Source organism: Nocardioides sp., from assembly GCF_030655615.1.
Lineage (GTDB): Bacteria > Actinomycetota > Actinomycetes > Propionibacteriales > Nocardioidaceae > Nocardioides.
The window spans coordinates 1-18,577 of the sequence record NZ_JAURVJ010000083.1; the positions used below are offsets into that span (position 1 = coordinate 1).

Sequence of the window (18,577 nt, forward strand, 5' to 3'; positions counted from 1 at the left end):
GCCGACGCCGTGGCCCGCCACGAGCAGCGGCTCGCCGCCGTCACCGAGGTCCTGCGCGACGCCGGTCAGGCCGACGACGGGCCCGCTCCCGACGTCGACGCCGCCATCGCCGCCCACGACCATGCCCACGCGACCTCCCGCCGCACCGCGGCCGACGTGGCGCTCCACCAGGGCCGGTCGACCCGGCTGTCCGGGCTGCTCGCCGAGCTCGACGAGGCCCTGGCCGCCTGGGCCCCGCTGCGCCGTGACCTCGCCCTGGTCACCCGACTCGCCGCCTTCGTCGACGGCCGCTCCCCCGACAACCTCCTGCGCATGCGCCTCTCGGCATTCGTCCTCGCCTACCGCCTCAGCCAGGTCGTCGACGCCGCCAACGAGCGCCTGGCCCGGATGAGCGACCAGCGCTACTCCCTCGAGCACACCGGACGCCGCGGCGCCGGCGAGACCCGCGGCGGCCTCAGCCTGCTGGTCCGCGACGACTGGTCCGGCGAGTCCCGCGACCCCGCCACCCTGTCCGGCGGCGAGACCTTCGTCGTCTCCCTCGCCCTGGCCCTCGGCCTCGCCGACGTCATCGCCCACGAAGCCGGTGGCGCCGCCCTCGACACCCTCTTCGTCGACGAGGGCTTCGGCTCCCTCGACGCCGACACCCTCGACGACGTCATGGACACCCTCGACGCCCTCCGCGACGGCGGTCGCGTCGTCGGCGTCGTCAGCCACGTCGCCGAGATGCGCGACCGCATCCCCACCCAGCTCGTCGTCAGCAAGTCCCGCCGCGGCTCCTCCGTCGCCCTCCGTCGCTGACCCGTCGCTGACCCGTCGCTGACCCGTCGCTGACCCGTCGCTGACCCGTCGCTGACCCGTCGCTGACACGTCGCTGACCTGTCGCGTAGACGCGACGGGTCGACCGGACCCCCGCCCTGGCGCACGAGTCGTGTGCCCCACACCGGTCGCTCCACCGTTCGCAGGCCCACGACCCCGCACAACACGCTGACCCGTCGTAGATCTACGACGGGTCGATCAGATTTCGCGCTGACCCGTCCTCAATCTATGACGGGTCACCTCATCCGCGCTGACCCGTCCTCGATCTACGACGGGTCGCTCAAACTTCGCGCTGACCCGTCCTCGATCTACGACGGGTCGATCAGATGTCGCGCTGACCTGTCGCCAAACGCGACGAGTCACCGGGCCCGTGATACGAAGTTCGAGTCGTGTGCCCCGCACCGGTCCCACCACCGTTCTGAGGCAGACGACCCCGCAACAGCACGCCGACCCGTCGTCGATGTACGACGGGTCAGTGGAGGGAGTGCCAGGAGGAGACGTCGAGGCCCCAGTCGTCGGTGAGGCGGGCGAGCTGGGGGCGGTAGAGGGCCTGGAGCGACTCGCGGAGGCCGGCGGGCCAGTCCCAGTCGGCGCGTGACGACGAGCCGGAGGCCTCGTCGACGCCGGCGAGCGGGACGGGGTCGAGTCCGAGCAGGCCCCACAGGCGGTCGAGCGTGCCCTGGGGGTCGAGGCGCACCGACTCGTAGACGAGCACGTGCAGCCGCTCACGCCCGACCGCGGCGGCCCACATGGCCAGCTGGTCGGCGTACATCCCGGTCCAGGTCTGCACCGTGATCGGCACCGGGTAGGGCCACGGCGGTGTCTTCCCGGACTGCTCGCGGGTCGCGGCGAGCCGCATCGCGGAGCGGAAGCGCTCGACCGGGTCGCGCAGCACCACGAGCAGCGGTACGTCGGGGAGCAGCCGGGCCACGGCGCCGGGGGTGGAGGCGTGGCGGAGGTACTGCGGCGTCCAGTCACCCCGGCGTACGCCGTCGTCGGGGAACAGACCGAGGTAGTCCTCCGCCGGCACCCGGCCGTCGGCCACCTTGTGCAGCAGGTGCTGCTCCTTCTTGCCGTTGGTCCCGAGCCCGACCTGCGGGTGCTGCACCAGCAGGTCGGTGAGCCAGGTGGTGCCACTGCGCTGGGCGCCGATCCCGAGCCACGACGGTCTGTCCACGAGCCGAACGCTAGTGCTACCTACTAGGTTCGCCCCATGAGTGGTCTCGACCCGACCTTCACCGACCTGCCCCACCGGGCCCTCGGCGACGCCGCCCTCACCCGCGCCCGCGAGCTCGGCGTCACCCACGCCGACTTCCGGTTCGAGCGGGTCCGCTACCAGAGCCTGCGGGTGCGCGACGGCGCGCTGCAGGGCGCGAGCGACGCCGAGGACCTCGGGTTCGCGGTCCGGGTGATCCACCGGGGCTCGTGGGGCTTCGCCTCCGGGGTCGTGCTGACGGCCGACGAGGCGGTGCGCGTCGCCGAGACCGCGGTCGCCGTCGCCACCGTCGCGGCCGGCATGACGAGCAAGCCGGTCGAGATCGCCGACGAGCCGGTCTACGACGACGTCACCTGGGTCAGTGCCTACGAGACCAACCCGCTGGAGGTGTCGACCGCCGACAAGGTCGCGGTCCTCGTCGACTGGACCGAGCGGCTGCGCACCGGCGCCGCGGTCGACCACGCGACGGCCTACGTCCAGCAGGTGCAGGAGAACAAGTACTACGCCGACCTCGCGGGCACCCGCACCACCCAGCAGCGCGTCCGCATGCAGCCCGGCTTCGAGGCCATGGGCGCCGGCGCCGACACGTTCGACTCGATGGCCAGCATCGCGCCGCCCGTCGGCCGCGGTTGGGAGTACGTCGTCGGCACGGCCCAGCAGGGCGCCTGGGACTGGGACGCCGAGATCGACGAGGTCCCCGAGCTGCTCGCCGAGAAGCTCAAGGCCCCCAGCGTCGAGGCCGGCACCTACGACCTCGTCATCCACCCCAGCAACCTCTGGCTGACCATCCACGAGTCGATCGGCCACGCGACCGAGCTCGACCGGGCGCTCGGCTACGAGGCCAACTACGCGGGCACGTCGTTCGCGACGATCGACAAGCTCGACGTCCTGCAGTACGGCTCGGGCGTCATGAACGTCACCGGCGACCGCACCGTCGACCACGGCCTCGCCACCACCGGCTACGACGACGAGGGTGTCCAGACCCAGACCTGGGACATCATCAAGGACGGCGTCCTCGTCGGCTACCAGCTCGACCGGCCGATGGGGGTGATGCTGCCCGAGCTCAACCAGCTCGACGGCAAGGGCCGCTCCAACGGCTGCGCCTACGCCGACTCCTCCGGCCACATCCCCATCCAGCGGATGGCCAACGTCTCGCTCCAGCCCGACCCCGATCCCGGGGGCACCGGCGGGCCGAGCACCGACGACCTGATCGGCCGCGTCGAGCGGGGTCTCTACGTCGTCGGCGACAAGTCGTGGTCGATCGACATGCAGCGCTTCAACTTCCAGTTCACCGGTCAGCGCTTCTACAAGATCCAGGACGGCGAGCTCGTCGGCCAGGTCCGCGACGTCGCCTACCAGGCCACGACCACCGACTTCTGGAACTCGCTCGAGGCCGTCGGCGGCCGCGACACCTGGGTCCTCGGCGGCGCGTTCAACTGCGGCAAGGCCCAGCCCGGGCAGGTCGCGGCCGTGAGCCACGGCTGCCCGACGTCGCTGTTCCGCGACGTACGCATCCTCAACACCCTCCAGGAGGGCGGCGCATGAACTTCTCCCCCGTCTCCACCCCGACCATCGGGTCCCCCGCGACGCCGCAGTCGCTGGTCGAGCAGGCCCTGGCCACCACCACCGCCGACGACTGCGTCGTCATCGTGCGCGACCACACCAGCGCCAACCTGCGCTGGGCCAACAACACCCTCACGACCAACGGCGTGATGCACGGCGTGGGCGTCACGGTGATCTCCTTCATCGAGACCGCCGGCGGGGTGGCCACCGGGTCGGTCACCGGCAGCGCCACCACTCAGGCCCAGGTCACCGACCTCGTCAACGCAGCCGACGCTGCGGCGCGCGCCGCCTCGCCCGCCGACGACGCGAACCCGCTCGTCGGGCCCGACACGTCGCCGGCCAGCCCCGACTGGGACGACGCCCCCGAGCCCACCGACATCCACGTCTACGACGCCTTCGCCCCCGCGCTCGGCAAGGCGTTCGGCCGCGCCGACGCCGGCGGCCGGGTCCTCTACGGCTTCGTCAACCACGAGGTGACCACGACCTACCTCGGCTCCTCGACGGGCCTGCGGCTGCGCCACGTCCAGCCCACGGGCCACTACGGCTGCACGGGCAAGAACGCCGCCCTCACCGAGAGCGCCTGGGTCGGGGGTGCGACCCGCGACTTCAGCGACGTCGACGCCCTCGCCATCGACGCCGAGGTAGCCCAGCGCCTCGCCTGGGGCAGCCGTCGGGTCGATCTGCCGGCCGGCCGCTACGACACGATCCTGCCACCGTCGGCGGTGGCCGACGTGATGATCGACGCCTACTGGTACGCCGGCGCGCGCGACGCCTGGGAGGGCCAGTCGGTCTACAGCCGGCGCCCCACCGGCACCCGGATCGGGGAGCGGATCGCCGCCCCCGGCGTCCACCTCTACAGCGACCCGGCCTACGACCGGCTGCAGTGCGCGCCGTTCAACGTCGCCACGTCGTCGGGCAGCGAGAGCTCGGTCTTCGACAACGGCCTGCCGCTGGGCCGCACCGACTGGATCCGCGACGGTGAGCTCACCGCGCTGCTCCAGACCCGGCAGACGGCGACCCTGACCTCGCAGCCGGTCACGCCGGCCCTCGACAACCTGGTCCTCGACGTCGACACGGGTGCCGGCTCCCTCGACGACCTCGTCGCCGGCACCGAGCGCGGGCTGCTGCTGACCTGCCTCTGGTACATCCGCGAGGTCGACCCGCAGTCGCTGCTCCTCACCGGCCTGACCCGCGACGGCGTCTACCTCGTGGAGAACGGCGAGATCACCGGCTCGGTCAACAACTTCCGCTGGAACGAGAGCCCGATCGACCTGCTGCGCCGCTTCACGCACGCCTCGGCGACCGTGCCGAGCTTCAGCCGCGAGTGGGGCGACGACTACTTCTCGCGCACCGCCACACCCGCGCTGCGGGTGCCCGACTTCAACATGTCGAGCGTGTCCCAGGCGATGTAGGGGGTTCGTCGTACGCCGGCCGCGCGGCCCGGGTACGGTCGCGCGGCCCCTCGACGATCCGGAGTCCTCATGCCCCGCCGCCACCAGGCGATCCTCGCCCTCGCCGGGCTGGGGATCGCGTCCCTGGTCACCGCCCTGCCCGCCGCCCCGGCCTCGGCCGACCGGGCCACCGACGCCCCGGTGACTATGGCCGACCGGCTGACGATCCGCGGCGGGGCGTTCGGGTCCGTCGACGTCCTGCGCAACGACAGCGACCCCGACGGCGACCCGCTCGAGATCTGCCGGGTCGACATCCCCGACGGGACTCCGCTCGTCGACGAGTTCTTCGACGATGTCGAGACCGGCGACCCCCAGGTGGGCACCCACCTGGCCCTGCTCAGCACCGGCTTCGAGCCTGGCACCTACACCGTGACCTACTACGCCTGCGACCTCGACTACCTGACCCCCGGCACCCTCACGGTCACCGTCACCCGCACCAGACCGGTGCGCGTCAGGAAGGTCGCACCGCACGTGGTGCGGTTCGCCAACCCCGACAACCGCTTCGTCCGGGTCAGCTTCATCGCCTTCGGCCCCGAGGACGACTTCGTCAACGAGGGCTCGCTCCGGCTGCGCCCGGGTCAGGCCAAGCGGGTCCGGGTCGAGGGCCGCCGGATGTTCTGGAGCGCGTCGGCCGGCCGGAGCGGCAACAGCGCCGGCGAGGGACTCCTGCGCGGCCTCCACCGCGGCTGAGCGCCCCGCCCCGTCCCTCCCACCCCCGACCACCCCCGCCCACGGAGACCCCGATGTCCGCACACCCCACCCGCCGGCTCGCCCTGATGGTCGCCGGGCTGACGCTCGTGTCGCTCACCTCCCTGGGCGCGGCTCCGGCCGTGGCCGACGAGGCCGCCGACGCCCCGGTCACCACCGCCGACCGGCTGACCCTCCACGTGACCCCCGAGGGCGGCTCGGGCCGGCAGCTCGACGTCCTGGCCAACGACACCGATCCCAACGGCGACGACCTCGAGATCTGCCGGGTCGTCGTACCGGAGGACTCGCCGCTGACGGTCCGCCAGTTCGAGACCTACCGCGAGCCCGACCCCGAGAGCGGGGGCAGCGACCTCGACGAGGTCCCCGTCGAGGTGCTCGACGTCCAGGCCTTCGTGAGCCGCGCCACCACGGCGACCTTCACCTACTACGCCTGCGACCGCGACTACCTGACGCCCGCCACGGTCACGGTGACCCTCGAGCCGGTCCCGCCCGTGCGCGCACGCAAGGTCGCCGGCAAGCTCGGACGGGTCAGGTTCACCAACCCCGGCGACCTCCGCGTCGTCGTGCTCTACGGCGGCCCCCACGAGGAGGAGCCCGACGGCCGGCTGCGCCTGGCCCCGGGCGCGTCCCGGACCATCCGCGTCCAGCGCCCACGTCTCGTGTTCGTCGCCTTCCTCCCGCGCACGGGCGCGCTCATCAACACCGGCCGGGTCCGCGGCATCCGGCAGCACGCCTACGAGCGGCCGGCCGCGCCCACCCAGCACGCCGCGCAGACCGGCGCCAACCGGCGTGACGAGCGCCTCTGGCGGTCCGTCCGCTGATCGCCCGGTTCGCCGTGTGCCGGCGGGTCCCGCCGGGTACGGTCGGCGGGCACCCTCCCCGCCCCCAGGAGTCTTGACGTGATCACCCGCCGCCGAGCCGCGCTCGCCGTCGCCGGCAGCGTGCTGGCCGCGCTGGTCGCCGTACCGGCCCCGGCGTTCGCCGCGCCCGTCGCCCACGACGACAGCTATGCGCTCTATGCCGGCGGCACCTACACGATCGACCCGATCGCCAACGACGACACGACGCTCCTCAGCAGCGGCGCGCTCTCCCTCTGCGGGATCAGCGGCGTCGACCAGCAGAAGATCTATGCCGAGCAGTCCGGCGACAGCATCGTCGTCGAGGTCGGCGAGGGCTTCCGCGGCCGCACCCGGATCACCTACGAGGCCTGCCAGGGCAGCCAGCGCGACTCGGGCACCATCATCCTCGACGTCGCCCGGCTGACCGACCTCACGGGCGCGAAGAAGAAGCGCGCCAGGGGACGGGTCGTCTTCACCGACCCCAACGCCGTCGCCGTCCGGGTCAGCTACGGCAGCGCCAGCTCCGGCCGGCCCGACACGACGCGCACGGTCCCGGCCCGGCGGTCGATCACTGTCTCGACGAGCCGCCGGTCGATCTACTGGCTCGGCCTCTTCTCCGACCGGGGCACGATCATCACCGTCGGCGACGACGTGATCCGGGGTCTGCAGACCACGAAGTAGCGTCAGTCGAGCCAGGCCCGCCGGTCGTCGGCGGCCACCTTGCGCCAGGCGGCACCGAAGGCGGCCTCGGCCTCGCGGCCCGCTGCCTCGGCCCGGCCCCAGAGCACCCCGTAGGTGAAGGTGCCCTCGCCGGAGGCCGACGCCGTGCGGGCGATCCGGCGCAGGTCGGCCCGCGCGACGGCGGTGTCCTGGCGGTCCCCCAGCACCTGGGTGACCGCCTGGGCCGCCTTGCGCAGCCGCTTGGCGTCCTTGCCCCACACCGGCTCGAGCACCTCGCAGGCGTAGCGCAGCCGCTTGGCCGCCTTGCGGACGTCGTGGAGGGCCTCGTCGTGCGCCGGGCCGGCGCCGTCGGTCGCGGCGAGGGCCTCGGCCAGCTCGACCCGCTGACGCAGCCGCCTCACGTCCTTGCGGACCCGGCGGCGCAGCACGACGGCCGCCGGCTCGTCGGCCGTCCCCGTCCAGGGCGTCGAGGTCACGAGCAGGTCGAGACGGGCGAGGAGCCGCAGGTAGCGCCGCGACACCAGCACGTCGGCGGCGTGGGTGGCGGCCGCGCGGCGGCGGTCGGCGTAGGTCCGCTCGACCCGGCGCCGGACCGGCCCCACGACGAGCGTGCGCGGCAGGTCGTCGACCATCGCGCGCAACCGCTCCTGCACCACCTCGGCGTCGCGCCCGTCGCCGAGGGTTCGGGCCAGCCAGCGCAGCTCCGCGCGCACCGGCTCGGTGACGGTCTCGTCGACCAACGGGCGGTAGGTCGCCAGGGCGGCCCGCAGCCGACGGCAGGCCACGCGCAGCTGGTGGACCCCGTCGGGGACGTCGCGCCGCACGTCGCTGTCGGCGCGCAGCAGCGCCCGGACCTGGTCGGCCAGCCGGGCGTGCAGCACCCGGCCGGCGGTGGCGTCGGCCTCCGGGGCGGGGCGTGCCGGCGGGAGCCGGTGCGCCAGCACCGAGCCGATCTTGCGCTGCTCGGCCCGGGGACGGATGCCGGCCTCGGCCAGCACCGTGTCGACGTCGTCGAGCAGCTCGAGGCCTGCGCCCACGAGCTCCACCTCGACCTCGCGCCAGCTCATCGGGTCGGCCCCGTCGGTCGACCGCCCGGTCACCCGGTCGTCGGCCACCTCGGCGAGCGCGCCGCCGTCGGCCGCGTGCAGCAGCGTCGTCGTGCGGTGGGTCTCGATGTCGGCGACCGGGTGCAGCCGGCGGCCGCGGGTCCAGCCCAGCACCTGGCGGGCGAGCACCGCCGGCACCACCTCGTCGCGGCCGAGCGGGCGGTGCACCTCGTCGCGGCCCCGCCCGGCAGGGATCTTGAGGTGCCAGCCGGCGTCGTCGCCGCCGGTGCGCCGGCGCAGGGTGACGCCGTGGCGGACGAGGGCCAGGTCGTCGGTGTCGACGTACGTCGCCACGAGGACCGCGTCCGTGGCCTCGCCGACCCGTTCGACGCCGGGCACGGCGGTCAGGTCGGGCAGGACGTCGTCGGCGTCGACGGCATAGGCCCGCTCGATCTCGTGGTGGTCGCTCACCCGCCAAGTAGTAGCGGACGGAGATGAACGACCCACCCGGGACCTCAGCGGCCGGGGATCGGCGCCCGTGGGTCGTAGGGGACGCGGGTGTAGACGAACGTCGCGCACTCGAGGTGGGTCGGGTGGGCGTGGAGCGTCTCGCCGCGGTGGTAGCCGGTGACGCCGACGAACGTCTCGTCCCCGCGGAGCGCGAAGGCGTAGGAGAGCGTCCCGGTCTGCAGCGCGCGCACCTCGAGCCGGTCGTGCTGCCAGCGCCACTCGGTGGCAGTGTTGCCCCAGAACCACAGCCCGAGCAGCGGCTCGGCCGCTGCCGGGACGGCGGTCGTCGGCACCCACGGAGCGACCTCGGCGGGCGGCTCCCCGGTGAGCAGGCGGGCGGGGACGCCGTCGGTGTCGAGGCCGGTCGTGCCGTCGGCCAGCACCACCGTCCCGTCACCGGTGAGCGGGTCGACGAAGAGCGAGGCGAGGAAGCCGGGCATCGACCCGGTGTGCCCGACGAGACGGCGACCGTCGACGTCGACCAGCCGCAGCCCGAGGCCGTAGACCGGGTCGATCCGCGGCGAGCCCATCTCGGCCAGCGTCGTCGGTGCGAGGACCTCGGGGCGGCGGCCGGCCAGGAGCGCGGCCCACACGGCGAGGTCGGCGACGGTGCTCCAGAGCTGGCCGGCCGGCGCCATCGCGCCGGTGTCGGTGTGCGGCTCGTCGGCGAGGACCCCGGTGAAGTGGCCGACACTGTGGCCCTGCGCGTGGGGCACGACCGGTCCCCAGGTGGTGCGGTGCATCCCGAGCGGCCCGAGCAGTCGCTGCTGCACGACGTCCCACCAGGGCGCCCCGCGCAGCCGGGCCACGAGCTCGCCGAGCAGCCCGTAGCCCAGGTTGGAGTAGTGGAACCACTCGTCGCGACCGGCCACCGCGCCGGACCCGTCGTTGGCGGCGGCCAGGGTGGTGAAGTCGCCGCCGTTCGTGCGCTCCCACCACGCCCCCGCCGGCTCGCTCTGCATGCCGCCGGTGTGCCCGAGCAGGTCGGCGACGACGAGGTCGGCGTACCCGACCCCGGGCAGGTGCCGGCCGACCGGGTCGTCGAGCGCCAGCAGGCCCTCGTCGCGCAGCTGCATGACGAGCACCGCGGTCAGGGTCTTGGTGATCGACCCGATGCGGTAGGACGTCGCGGCGTCCGCCCGCACGCCGGCCGTCTCGACGAGCTCACCGTCGCGCAGCACGCCGCCGACGACCGAGGGCAGCCGGCCGGCGTGCTGCAGCGCGGTGAGCCGCGCCGCGAGGGTCACTCGGGCGCGTCGGCCGTGGCCTCGGCGAACGCCTCGGGCGGCGGGCACGCGCAGACCAGGTTGCGGTCGCCGTAGGCCTGGTCGATGCGGCCGACAGGCGGCCAGTACTTGTCCGGGTCGATCCCCGTGGGGAAGACGGCCAGCTCGCGCGAGTAGGCGCGGTCCCACTCGCCGACGAGCACGCGCGAGGTGTGGGGGGCCCCGCGCAGCGGCGAGCTCTCCGGGGTCCACTCCCCCGCAGCGACCCGGTCGATCTCGCCGCGGATGGCGATCATCGCGTCGCAGAAGCGGTCGATCTCGGCGAGGTCCTCGGACTCCGTCGGCTCGACCATCAGGGTCCCGGCGACGGGGAACGACATCGTCGGGGCGTGGAAGCCGTAGTCGACCAGCCGCTTGGCAACGTCGTCGACGGAGACACCGCTGTCCTTGGTCAGCCCGCGCACGTCGAGGATGCACTCGTGGGCGACCAGCCCGCCGTGGCCGGTGTAGAGCACCGGGAAGTGCTCGCCGAGCCGCTTGGCGACGTAGTTGGCGGCGAGCACCGCGCTCGCGGTCGCGCGGGTCAGGCCCGCGGCGCCCATCAGGCGCACGTAGGCCCACGAGATCGGCAGGATGCCGGCCGAGCCGTAGGGCGCGGCGCTCAGCGGGCCGATGCCGACCCGCTTGTCCTCCTCGGGGTGCATGCCGTGGGTCGGGAGGTAGGGCGCGAGGTGGGCGCGCACCGCGACCGGACCGACGCCGGGTCCGCCACCACCGTGGGGGATGCAGAAGGTCTTGTGCAGGTTGAGGTGCGAGACGTCGCCGCCAAACTCGCCGGGCTTGGCGTAGCCGAGCAGCGCGTTGAGGTTGGCGCCGTCGACGTAGACCTGGCCGCCGTGGGCGTGCACCACCTCGCAGAGCTCGGTGATCGTGTCCTCGTAGGCGCCGTGGGTCGACGGGTAGGTGACCATGATCGCCGCGAGGGTCTCGGCGTGCTTGTCGCACTGCGCGCGCAGGTCGTCGAGGTCGACGGTGCCGTCGTCGGCGCCCTTGACCACGACGACCTTCATCCCGGCCATGACCGCGGAGGCGGCGTTGGTGCCGTGGGCCGAGCTCGGGATCAAGCAGACGTCGCGCTGCGTGTCACCGTTGGCGCGGTGGTAGCCGCGGATGGCGAGGAGGCCGGCGAGCTCGCCCTGCGAGCCGGCGTTGGGCTGGATGGAGACCCGGTCGTAGCCGGTGACCTCGGCCAGCCAGCCCTCGAGCTCGTCGACGAGGCGACGGTAGCCCTGGGCGTCCTCGGCGGGCGCGAAGGGGTGCAGGTCGGCGAAGCCGGGCAGCGAGACCGGCTCCATCTCGGTCGTGGCGTTGAGCTTCATCGTGCAGGAGCCGAGCGGGATCATGCCGCGGTCGAGCGCGTAGTCGCGGGCCGAGAGCCTGCGCAGGTAGCGCAGCATCTGGGTCTCGCTGTGGTGGCTCGAGAACACCTCGTGGGTCAGGTAGGGCGTCTCGCGGCGCAGGCCGTCGGGCAGCGCGGCGGCGACGACCTGGTCGAAGCCGTCGACGTCGGCGCTGAGGCTGAACGCCTTGAGCACGCCGTCGATCGTCGAACGCGTCGTGGTCTCCGAGGTCGACAGGCCGACGGTGTCGGCGTCGACGAGGCGCAGCTGGATGCCGAGCGCGCGGGCGTTGGCGACGACGTCGGCCGCGCGGCCCGGCACCTCGACCGACAGGGTGTCGAAGAACTGGTCGTGGCCGAGCGTCAGCCCGCCCTCGGCGAGCGCCCGCGCGAGCACGGCGGCGTAGCGGTGGGCCCGGGTCGCGATCGCCTTGAGCCCCTCGGGGCCGTGGTAGACGGCGTACATCGAGGCGACGACGGCGAGCAGGACCTGGGCGGTGCAGATGTTGGACGTCGCCTTGTCACGACGGATGTGCTGCTCGCGGGTCTGCAGCGCGAGGCGGTAGGCGCGGTTGCCCTCGGCGTCGATGCTGACGCCGACCAGGCGGCCGGGCAGGTGTCGCTCGAGGCCCTGGGCGACGGCCATGTAGCCGGCGTGCGGCCCGCCGTAGAAGAGGGGTACGCCGAACCGCTGGCTCGACCCGACCACGACGTCGGCGCCCATCGAGCCGGGCGACTCGAGCAGCGTGAGGGCGAGCAGGTCGGCCGCGACGACCGCCAGGGCGTTGCGCTCGTGGGCGGCGGCGATGACCGGGGCGGGGTCGAGGACGCGGCCGGAGGCGCCGGGGTACTGCACCAGCACGCCGGACAGCTCGCCCTCGGGCAGCCCGCCGGACAGGTCGGCCACGACGACCTCGATGCCCATCGCCTCGGCGCGGGTGCGGACGACCTCGATGGTCTGCGGCAGCGCGTCGGCGTCGACGACGAACGGCCCGGAGGCCTTGCGGTTGCCCCTGCGCACGAGCGTCATGGCCTCGGCCGCGGCGGTGCCCTCGTCGAGCAGGCTCGCGTTGGCCGTCGGCAGGCCGGTGAGGTCGCCGATGACGGTCTGGAAGTTGAGCAGCGCCTCGAGCCGGCCCTGGCTGATCTCGGGCTGGTAGGGCGTGTAGGCGGTGTACCAGCTGGGGTCCTCGAGCACGTTGCGCCGCACGACCGGCGGCGTGATCGTGGCGTGGTAGCCGAGGCCGATCATCGTCTCGCCCGGCCGGTTGGACGCCGCGATCTTGCGCAGCTCGGCCGCGGCAGCGGCCTCGGTGAGCGGGGCCGGCAGGTCGAGCTGGTCGGCGCTGCGGATGCCACCGGGGACGGCGGCGGCCATCAGCTCCTCGAGCGAGCCGTAGCCGAGCGTGGCGAGCATCGTCGCCACGGCGTCGGCGTCGAGGCCGATGTGGCGGTCGACGAACGGCAGCGCCGCGTCGAGCTCGGAGAGGCTGGGGTGATCGGACACGAGGGCTCCTGGGATCGCTTGACCGGGCCCTCCCCCTCTGTCACTCGGCGTCGAGCTCCACAGGTGCCTGCTCCGCGCGGTCCTTGTGCCTGAGAGGTTCCGGGGAGGAATTGCCCCTTCGGCGCTTGCTGCGTGATCAAGACTCTCCCGCGCGGGATCGTCAGCTCGCCCAATCTAGCCGACGTCCGGTGGCCGGGCGGAAACCACGCGCAGGATCTCTCGTGCCGGGCCCGAAATGACGCTGACCCGTCGCACAGGTGCGACGGGTCAGCGTGGGGACGGAGGATCGTCAGCCGGTCTGGCGGGCCTGGCGCCGGGCGGCGAGCTCGTCGGCGGCCGACGGGGTGGCCGAGGCGGCGGGCTCGTCGGCGCGCTCGCTGGGCAGCTCGGTGAGGGTGCCCTCGAGCTCGCGCCACACACCGCCGATGGCGATGCCGAAGACGCCCTGGCCGCCCTGGAGGAGGTCGATGACCTCGTCGTTGGAGGTGCACTCGTAGACCGAGGCACCGTCGCTCATCAGCGTCACGCGCGTGAGGTCGTCGGTGCCACGCTCACGTAGGTGGGTCACCGCGGTGCGGATCTGCTGCAGCGAGATGCCGGCGTCGAGGAGCCGCTTGATGACCTTGAGGATGAGGATGTCGCGGAAGGAGTAGAGCCGCTGCGACCCCGAGCCCTTGGCCCCGCGGACGGTCGGCTCGATGAGCCCGGTGCGGGCCCAGTAGTCGAGCTGGCGGTAGGTGATCCCGGCGGCGTTGCACGCGGTGGGACCGCGGTAGCCGAGGTCGCTGGGCAGCGGGGAGACGTCGTCGGTGAAGAGGAGACCCTGCTCCTCGGCAGACTCGACGACGACGCTGTCGGCGACGCTGGCGTCGTGGTGCGGCTTCTGCTCGTTCACACGGTCCTCCGTGAGTCTTCTTCGCTCCGGGGAAGGTGTCGTGATGACACACGTGGAGTTACAGCGAAGAACTTCAAGGTACGGCGCTCGGGGAGGTCGGTCAAAGAACCCGGCGGCGTGTCGCAACCCTCAACCTCAGGTTGAGGGTCAGCCCGCGGGGTCGGTTCCGGCCTCGAAGTCCTCGGGCGTCACGTGGTCGAGGAACTCGCGGAACTTCTCGACCTCGTCCTCCTGCTCGGCGGGCACGGCCAGTCCGGCCTCGTCGAGGACGCCCTCGGCGCACATGATGCGGGTGCCGGTGCGCAGGGCGAGCGCGATCGAGTCCGAGGGACGCGCACTCACCTCGACGCCGGAGACGAAGACCAGGTTGGCGAAGAACACGCCGTCCTTGACGTCGGTGATCTGGACCTCGGTGAGCTCGTTGCCGGTGGCGTCGAGGACGTCCTTGAACAGGTCGTGGGTCAGCGGCCGCGGCGGGACCACTCCCTGCTGCGCGAAGGCGATCGCGGTCGCCTCCACCGCGCCGATCCAGATCGGCAGGTAGCGCTCCCCGGTCACCTCACGCAGGAGCACGATCGGTTGGTTCGACGGCATCTCCACCCGTACACCCATGACGTCCACCTCGCGCATGCCACAACCCTACTCGCGTCGCCACGCGGCGACCCGGTGGCGGGCCGGTGGAGGGGGCGGTGATCAGCCGCGCTTGAGCCCGGCCTTGACGAGGGTGGCGTGCAGGCGCACCGAGAGGGCGGCAATCTCGTTGACGGCCTCGTCGGCCCGGGCCCGGGCGCCGGCGTCGCGACCCCCGCGCAACGGCGCGACGACCTGCTCGACGAGCCCCACCTCGCGGTCGGCGGCGGCTCGGAACGCGCGCAGGTGACGCGGCTCGAGGCCGAACTCGGCGAGCTCGCGCGCGGTGCGGGCGATGACCAGGGCGTCGGTGTCGTAGTGGCCGGTGCCGGTGCGCGGCACGATCAGGCCGAACTGCTCGAGCTGGGTGAGGACCTCGTCGTCGATCTCGGCGATCTTGAGCAGCTCGCGGCGCGAGAGCCTCAGCTGGTCGCGGCGCGCGAACGACGCCGCGGACGGCGTGCCGTCGCCGGAGAGCGCCACCTGGGGCACCACGGGTACGACGGGCTCGATCGGCGGCGGCTCGAGCCCGCGGTCGATGGCGTCGAGGTGCTCCGCGATCACCTTGAGCGGCAGGTAGTGGTCGCGCTGCATCGTCAGCGCGTAGCGCAGCCGGTCGACGTCGGCGGTGCTGAACTTGCGGTAGCCCGACGGGGTCCGCTCGGGGCGGATCAGCCCCTCCTCCTCCCAGTAGCGGATCTTGGGGATGGAGATGGCCGGGAAGTCGGCGCGCAGCAGGTCGAGCACCTGGCCGATGTTCATCCGGCCGGCCGCGGCCCGGTGCCCGTCGTGGTGGCCGTCGTGGTGCCCGTCGTGGTGGCCGGTGCGGTCGTCGTGCTCGTCGGGGTCGCCGCCGCGATCGGTCCCCGGCAACGCGGTTGCCATGCCCGAGGCCTCAGAGAGCCTCGTGGCCGGCGAAGAACACCAGGCGGTACTTGCCGATCTGGACCTCGTCGCTGTCCTTGAGGTGCACCTTCTCGATGCGGTCACGGTTGACGTAGGTGCCGTTGAGGCTGCCGGCGTCGCTGACGGTGAACGTGTCGCCGTCGCGGTGGAACACCGCGTGCTGGCGCGAGACCGTCACGTCGTCGAGGAAGATCTCGCTGTCGGGGTGGCGACCGGCCTGGACGACGTCGGCGTCGAGCAGGAAGCGGCTGCCGGAGCCCGGGCCCTTCTGCACGACGAGCAGCGCGTGGCCCTGGGGCAGGGCGTCGACGGCGGCCGCGTCGACCGGGTTGAGCGCCCGGTCGGACGTCTCGGACTTGTCGACCCCGACGCCGATCTGGATGGTCGCCGTGGACTCGCCGATCGGCTCGCCACCGCCGGGCGACGGCGCCGGCGGGGTCACGGTGAGCAGACGGGTGCCGCACTGGGCGCAGAACCGGGCGTCGTCGGGATTCTGCCTGCCACAGTTGGTGCAGAACGGCATTGCGTGGTTCCCTCCGGTCGACCCTGCTGCCTCAACCCTCACCAGAAAGGTGAGGTTGACGGTTCGTCGAACCTACCAGTTGGGCGGTGGCGCCCACGCCGGTTCGGCCAAGCCGCCGAGACGGCGTACGGGCGGCGCGGGACGTCAGCCGTCGAGCGTCGCGACGTAGGCGTCGGGGGCGAGCAGACCGTCGAGCTCGTCGGGCGAGGAGGGCACGACCTCGAAGAGCCAGCCACCGCCGTAGGGGTCGTTGTTGACCAGCTCGGGGGTCGCGTCGAGGGCCTCGTTGCGGGCCACGACCTCGCCGCCGATGGGGGCGTAGACGTCGCTGACGGACTTGGTCGACTCGAGCTCGCCGCAGGTGCTGCCGGCCTCGACCGTGTCACCGATCTCGGGCAGGGAGACGTAGACGATGTCGCCGAGCGCGTCCTGGGCGTAGTCGGTGATGCCGATGCGCACCGACCCCTCGTGCTCGCCGGGGGTGCGCACCCACTCGTGCTCGACGGTGTACTTCAGGTCCTCGGGGTACACGGGGGGCTCCTCCGGCAGAGGTCGAGATGGTCGGTGCTGAGCAGTGGTGCAGCGTGCTGGTGCTCAGGATGGTCGCAGCAGGTTAGCGGGTGGAGGGCCACCGCTGCGGGTGGGGCGTCACGGGTCCGGCTCGGCGAACTCGGAGCCCTCGCGCTCGCGCGTGGTGCTGATGTCGATCGACGCGAGCTCCTCGACGGTGAGCTCGCCGCCCTCCTCGCGGATCGTGCGGGCCGGGCCCAGCGAGAACACCATCGCCCCGGCGAGCACGTTGGCGTCGCCGATGGCGTCGACGACGTAGGGCGGCTCGACGAGCGTGCCGTCGACGACGATCCCGCCGGTGCCCTGCTCGAAGGAGGTCTGGGCCACCAGCCGCACCTGGCCGTTGACCTGGATCGCCTCGGCACCGACCGAGCGGAGCTCCTGGATGACGTCGAGGAACGACGACACCTTCACGACCCCGGTGGTCTCGGCGATCGTCACCCGGACGCCGGGGCCGGTCACGGCGACGAGGCCGGCCAGAACGTTGAGGGAGTCGACCTCGCGGCGGGTCCGCTCGAGGGCGGCCTCGCGCTGGGTGGTCTCGGAGAGCAGGTCCTGCCGCTCCTGGCTGAGCCGGTCGATCTCGGCCTGGGTGCGCTGGGTCGTGCCGGCCAGGCCGTTGAGGACGTCGATCAGGTCCTGCTCGCGCAGCCCGGAGTAGGTCGAGTCCTCCTCGTTGGTGCGGATCTGGGTCACGCCGGCGAAGCCGACGAGGGCCAGCAGCACGCCGACGACGGCCTGGCTGCGCGACGGCCGACGCAGCGCGCGCGCCAGGCGGGAGCGCCCGCTCTCGGACTCGCTCATGCGTGGAACAGGTGCCGTCGGATCGCGGCCACGTTGGAGAAGATCCGGATGCCGAGCACGACGATGACGCCGGTCGAGAGCTGGCCGCCGACGCCGAGCCGGTCGCCGAGGTAGACGATGCCGGCGGCGATCACGACGTTGCTGACGAAGGAGACGACGAAGACCTTGTCGTCGAAGATGCCGTCGAGGTAGGCGCGCAGGCCACCGAAGACGGCGTCGAGCGCGGCCACGACCGCGATCGGCAGGTAGGGCTCGACGCCGAGGGGGACGTCGGGACGGAAGAACAGCCCGAGGGCGACCCCCACGAGGAGCCCGAGCGCGGCGATCACTGCGTCGTCCCTCCCTTCTCGGTGGTCTGGTCCTCCTCGGTCGGCACCCGCACCGACCGGAGCACCCGCCGCGCGGAGGGGGCCGCCGGCAGGGTGAGCTCGTCCACATTGTCCACGGTGTAGGTGAAGCCGTAGAACCCGGCGTTGGACGCGAACGACTGGCCGGTCGAGCTGTCGGCGAACCGGGCCGGCAGCGTGCGCTCGTCGCCGATCGCCTCGACGACGTAGGGCGGCTCGATCCCGATGAAGTTGACCGCGATCGCGGTGCCGCTCGTGCGGATCGCGCTGGTGGCCGTGATCCGCTGGTTGTTGACCGCCACCGCCTCCGCGCCGGCGGCGAACAGGCCGTTGACGAGGAGCCGCAGGTCGACGTCGTGGACCTCCTGGTTCTCGTCGGCGTCGGGCGCCGGGGTCACCCGGACCCGCACGCCCTCGCCCTTGACCGCGATGAACCCGGTGCTGACCTGGAGCCGACGCAGGTCGACCGCGGCCGTCTGCTCGTCGTCGGTGAGGCGGCGCAGCCCGCGCTCCAGCTGGCCGACCCGGTTGCGCTGGGCGACGACGCGCTCCTCCTGGCGGGCACGCCGGTCGCTCGCGGCCTCGATCCGCTCGATGAGGGTGGCCCGGCTGGCCGAGTCGACGTCGCGGTTGCGGGTGGTCTGCACGAACGCCGTCGCCACGAGGACGCCGAACACCGCGACCACGACCGCGGCCACCCGGGCCGGGCGACCCTTCGGCGGACGCGGGGCGCCGGCGGCCTTGAGGTCGGCGGCGTGCTGGTAGTCCTCGTCGAGCGACTGCTGCGTGATCAGGGTCAGCAGCGGCATCCGGACCCGGTCGGGCACCGGCGCCGGGTCGGGCGCGGGGCGCTCTGGGCGCTGGGGCCGCCGGGGCCGGGTCGGCTCAGCCATCGCGGGCGGGCTTGCGGGCACGGTCGCGCGCGCCCCGGTCGCGGGCC

General features: G+C 73.1%; 18 protein-coding genes and 1 riboswitch. Of the genes, 6 read left to right on the top strand and 12 right to left on the bottom strand.

What is annotated here, in order from left to right; genetic code table 11:
- Positions 1 to 798, top strand: a 798-nt coding sequence (locus tag Q7T52_RS06890) for an SMC family ATPase (protein WP_304800730.1), incomplete at its 5' end; no start/stop codon positions are given.
- Positions 799 to 1,288: 490 nt separating this feature from the next.
- Here the strand turns inward: Q7T52_RS06890 and Q7T52_RS06895 are convergent.
- A complete protein-coding gene (locus Q7T52_RS06895) occupies positions 1,289 to 1,993 on the bottom strand; it encodes a sulfotransferase (RefSeq protein WP_304800732.1) in 705 nt (234 codons plus the stop codon).
- 36 nt (positions 1,994 to 2,029) lie between these two features.
- Here Q7T52_RS06895 and Q7T52_RS06900 point away from each other — a divergent pair, with 36 nt between their 5' ends.
- From Q7T52_RS06900 to Q7T52_RS06920, 5 genes are all read left to right on the top strand, one after another.
- On the top strand, positions 2,030 to 3,577 hold the full coding sequence (locus Q7T52_RS06900) for a TldD/PmbA family protein (RefSeq protein WP_304800734.1): 1,548 nt from the start codon (positions 2,030 to 2,032) through the stop codon (positions 3,575 to 3,577).
- A complete protein-coding gene (locus Q7T52_RS06905) occupies positions 3,574 to 5,007 on the top strand; it encodes a TldD/PmbA family protein (RefSeq protein ID WP_304800736.1) in 1,434 nt (477 codons plus the stop codon). The genes Q7T52_RS06900 and Q7T52_RS06905 overlap by 4 nt, the downstream gene beginning before the upstream one ends.
- A gap of 69 nt (positions 5,008 to 5,076) precedes the next feature.
- On the top strand, positions 5,077 to 5,736 hold the full coding sequence (locus Q7T52_RS06910) for an Ig-like domain-containing protein (protein WP_304800738.1): 660 nt from the start codon (positions 5,077 to 5,079) through the stop codon (positions 5,734 to 5,736).
- A gap of 53 nt (positions 5,737 to 5,789) precedes the next feature.
- A complete protein-coding gene (locus Q7T52_RS06915; protein ID WP_304800739.1) occupies positions 5,790 to 6,575 on the top strand; it encodes a hypothetical protein in 786 nt (261 codons plus the stop codon).
- Between the two features lie 78 nt (positions 6,576 to 6,653).
- The gene (locus Q7T52_RS06920) at positions 6,654 to 7,274 is read left to right on the top strand and encodes a hypothetical protein (protein WP_304800741.1); all 621 of its coding nucleotides are present in this window, start codon (positions 6,654 to 6,656) and stop codon (positions 7,272 to 7,274) included.
- A 2-nt stretch (positions 7,275 to 7,276) separates the two neighbouring features.
- On the opposite strand, the gene Q7T52_RS06925 is transcribed toward Q7T52_RS06920, so the two are convergent.
- The 11 genes from Q7T52_RS06925 to Q7T52_RS06975 form a co-directional block, all read right to left on the bottom strand.
- Entirely contained in the window at positions 7,277 to 8,791 is a 1,515-nt protein-coding gene (locus Q7T52_RS06925; protein WP_304800743.1) for a CYTH and CHAD domain-containing protein, read from the bottom strand.
- Between the two features lie 44 nt (positions 8,792 to 8,835).
- Positions 8,836 to 10,077 carry a serine hydrolase gene (locus Q7T52_RS06930; RefSeq protein ID WP_304800745.1) on the bottom strand — a complete coding sequence of 414 codons (1,242 nt, stop codon included), beginning with the start codon at positions 10,075 to 10,077 and terminating at the stop codon, positions 8,836 to 8,838.
- On the bottom strand, positions 10,074 to 12,962 hold the full coding sequence (gcvP, locus tag Q7T52_RS06935) for an aminomethyl-transferring glycine dehydrogenase (RefSeq protein WP_304800748.1): 2,889 nt from the start codon (positions 12,960 to 12,962) through the stop codon (positions 10,074 to 10,076). Before gcvP ends, Q7T52_RS06930 begins: the two co-directional genes overlap by 4 nt.
- A 67-nt stretch (positions 12,963 to 13,029) precedes the next feature.
- Positions 13,030 to 13,122: riboswitch (glycine riboswitch) on the bottom strand.
- A 129-nt stretch (positions 13,123 to 13,251) separates the two neighbouring features.
- Positions 13,252 to 13,857 carry a MerR family transcriptional regulator gene (locus Q7T52_RS06940; RefSeq protein ID WP_304800750.1) on the bottom strand — a complete coding sequence of 202 codons (606 nt, stop codon included), beginning with the start codon at positions 13,855 to 13,857 and terminating at the stop codon, positions 13,252 to 13,254.
- 147 nt (positions 13,858 to 14,004) lie between these two features.
- On the bottom strand, positions 14,005 to 14,487 hold the full coding sequence (locus Q7T52_RS06945) for a bifunctional nuclease family protein (protein ID WP_304800752.1): 483 nt from the start codon (positions 14,485 to 14,487) through the stop codon (positions 14,005 to 14,007).
- Positions 14,488 to 14,550: 63 nt separating this feature from the next.
- On the bottom strand, positions 14,551 to 15,372 hold the full coding sequence (locus tag Q7T52_RS06950; protein WP_370692305.1) for a MerR family transcriptional regulator: 822 nt from the start codon (positions 15,370 to 15,372) through the stop codon (positions 14,551 to 14,553).
- 10 nt (positions 15,373 to 15,382) lie between these two features.
- A complete protein-coding gene (locus tag Q7T52_RS06955; protein WP_304800754.1) occupies positions 15,383 to 15,916 on the bottom strand; it encodes an FHA domain-containing protein in 534 nt (177 codons plus the stop codon).
- Positions 15,917 to 16,060: 144 nt separating this feature from the next.
- Positions 16,061 to 16,447: a glycine cleavage system protein GcvH gene (gene gcvH / locus Q7T52_RS06960; RefSeq protein ID WP_304800756.1), complete on the bottom strand. Its 387-nt coding sequence runs from the start codon at positions 16,445 to 16,447 to the stop codon at positions 16,061 to 16,063.
- Between the two features lie 117 nt (positions 16,448 to 16,564).
- Positions 16,565 to 17,290, bottom strand: a complete 726-nt coding sequence (locus Q7T52_RS06965; protein ID WP_304800758.1) for a DUF881 domain-containing protein — start codon at positions 17,288 to 17,290, stop codon at positions 16,565 to 16,567.
- Complete coding sequence (locus Q7T52_RS06970; RefSeq protein ID WP_304800760.1) at positions 17,287 to 17,619, bottom strand: small basic family protein; 333 nt, start codon at positions 17,617 to 17,619, stop codon at positions 17,287 to 17,289. The genes Q7T52_RS06965 and Q7T52_RS06970 overlap by 4 nt, the downstream gene beginning before the upstream one ends.
- Positions 17,616 to 18,577 (bottom strand): DUF881 domain-containing protein (locus Q7T52_RS06975; protein WP_304800762.1); only part of this gene is annotated, 962 nt, incomplete at its 5' end. The genes Q7T52_RS06970 and Q7T52_RS06975, both read right to left, overlap by 4 nt.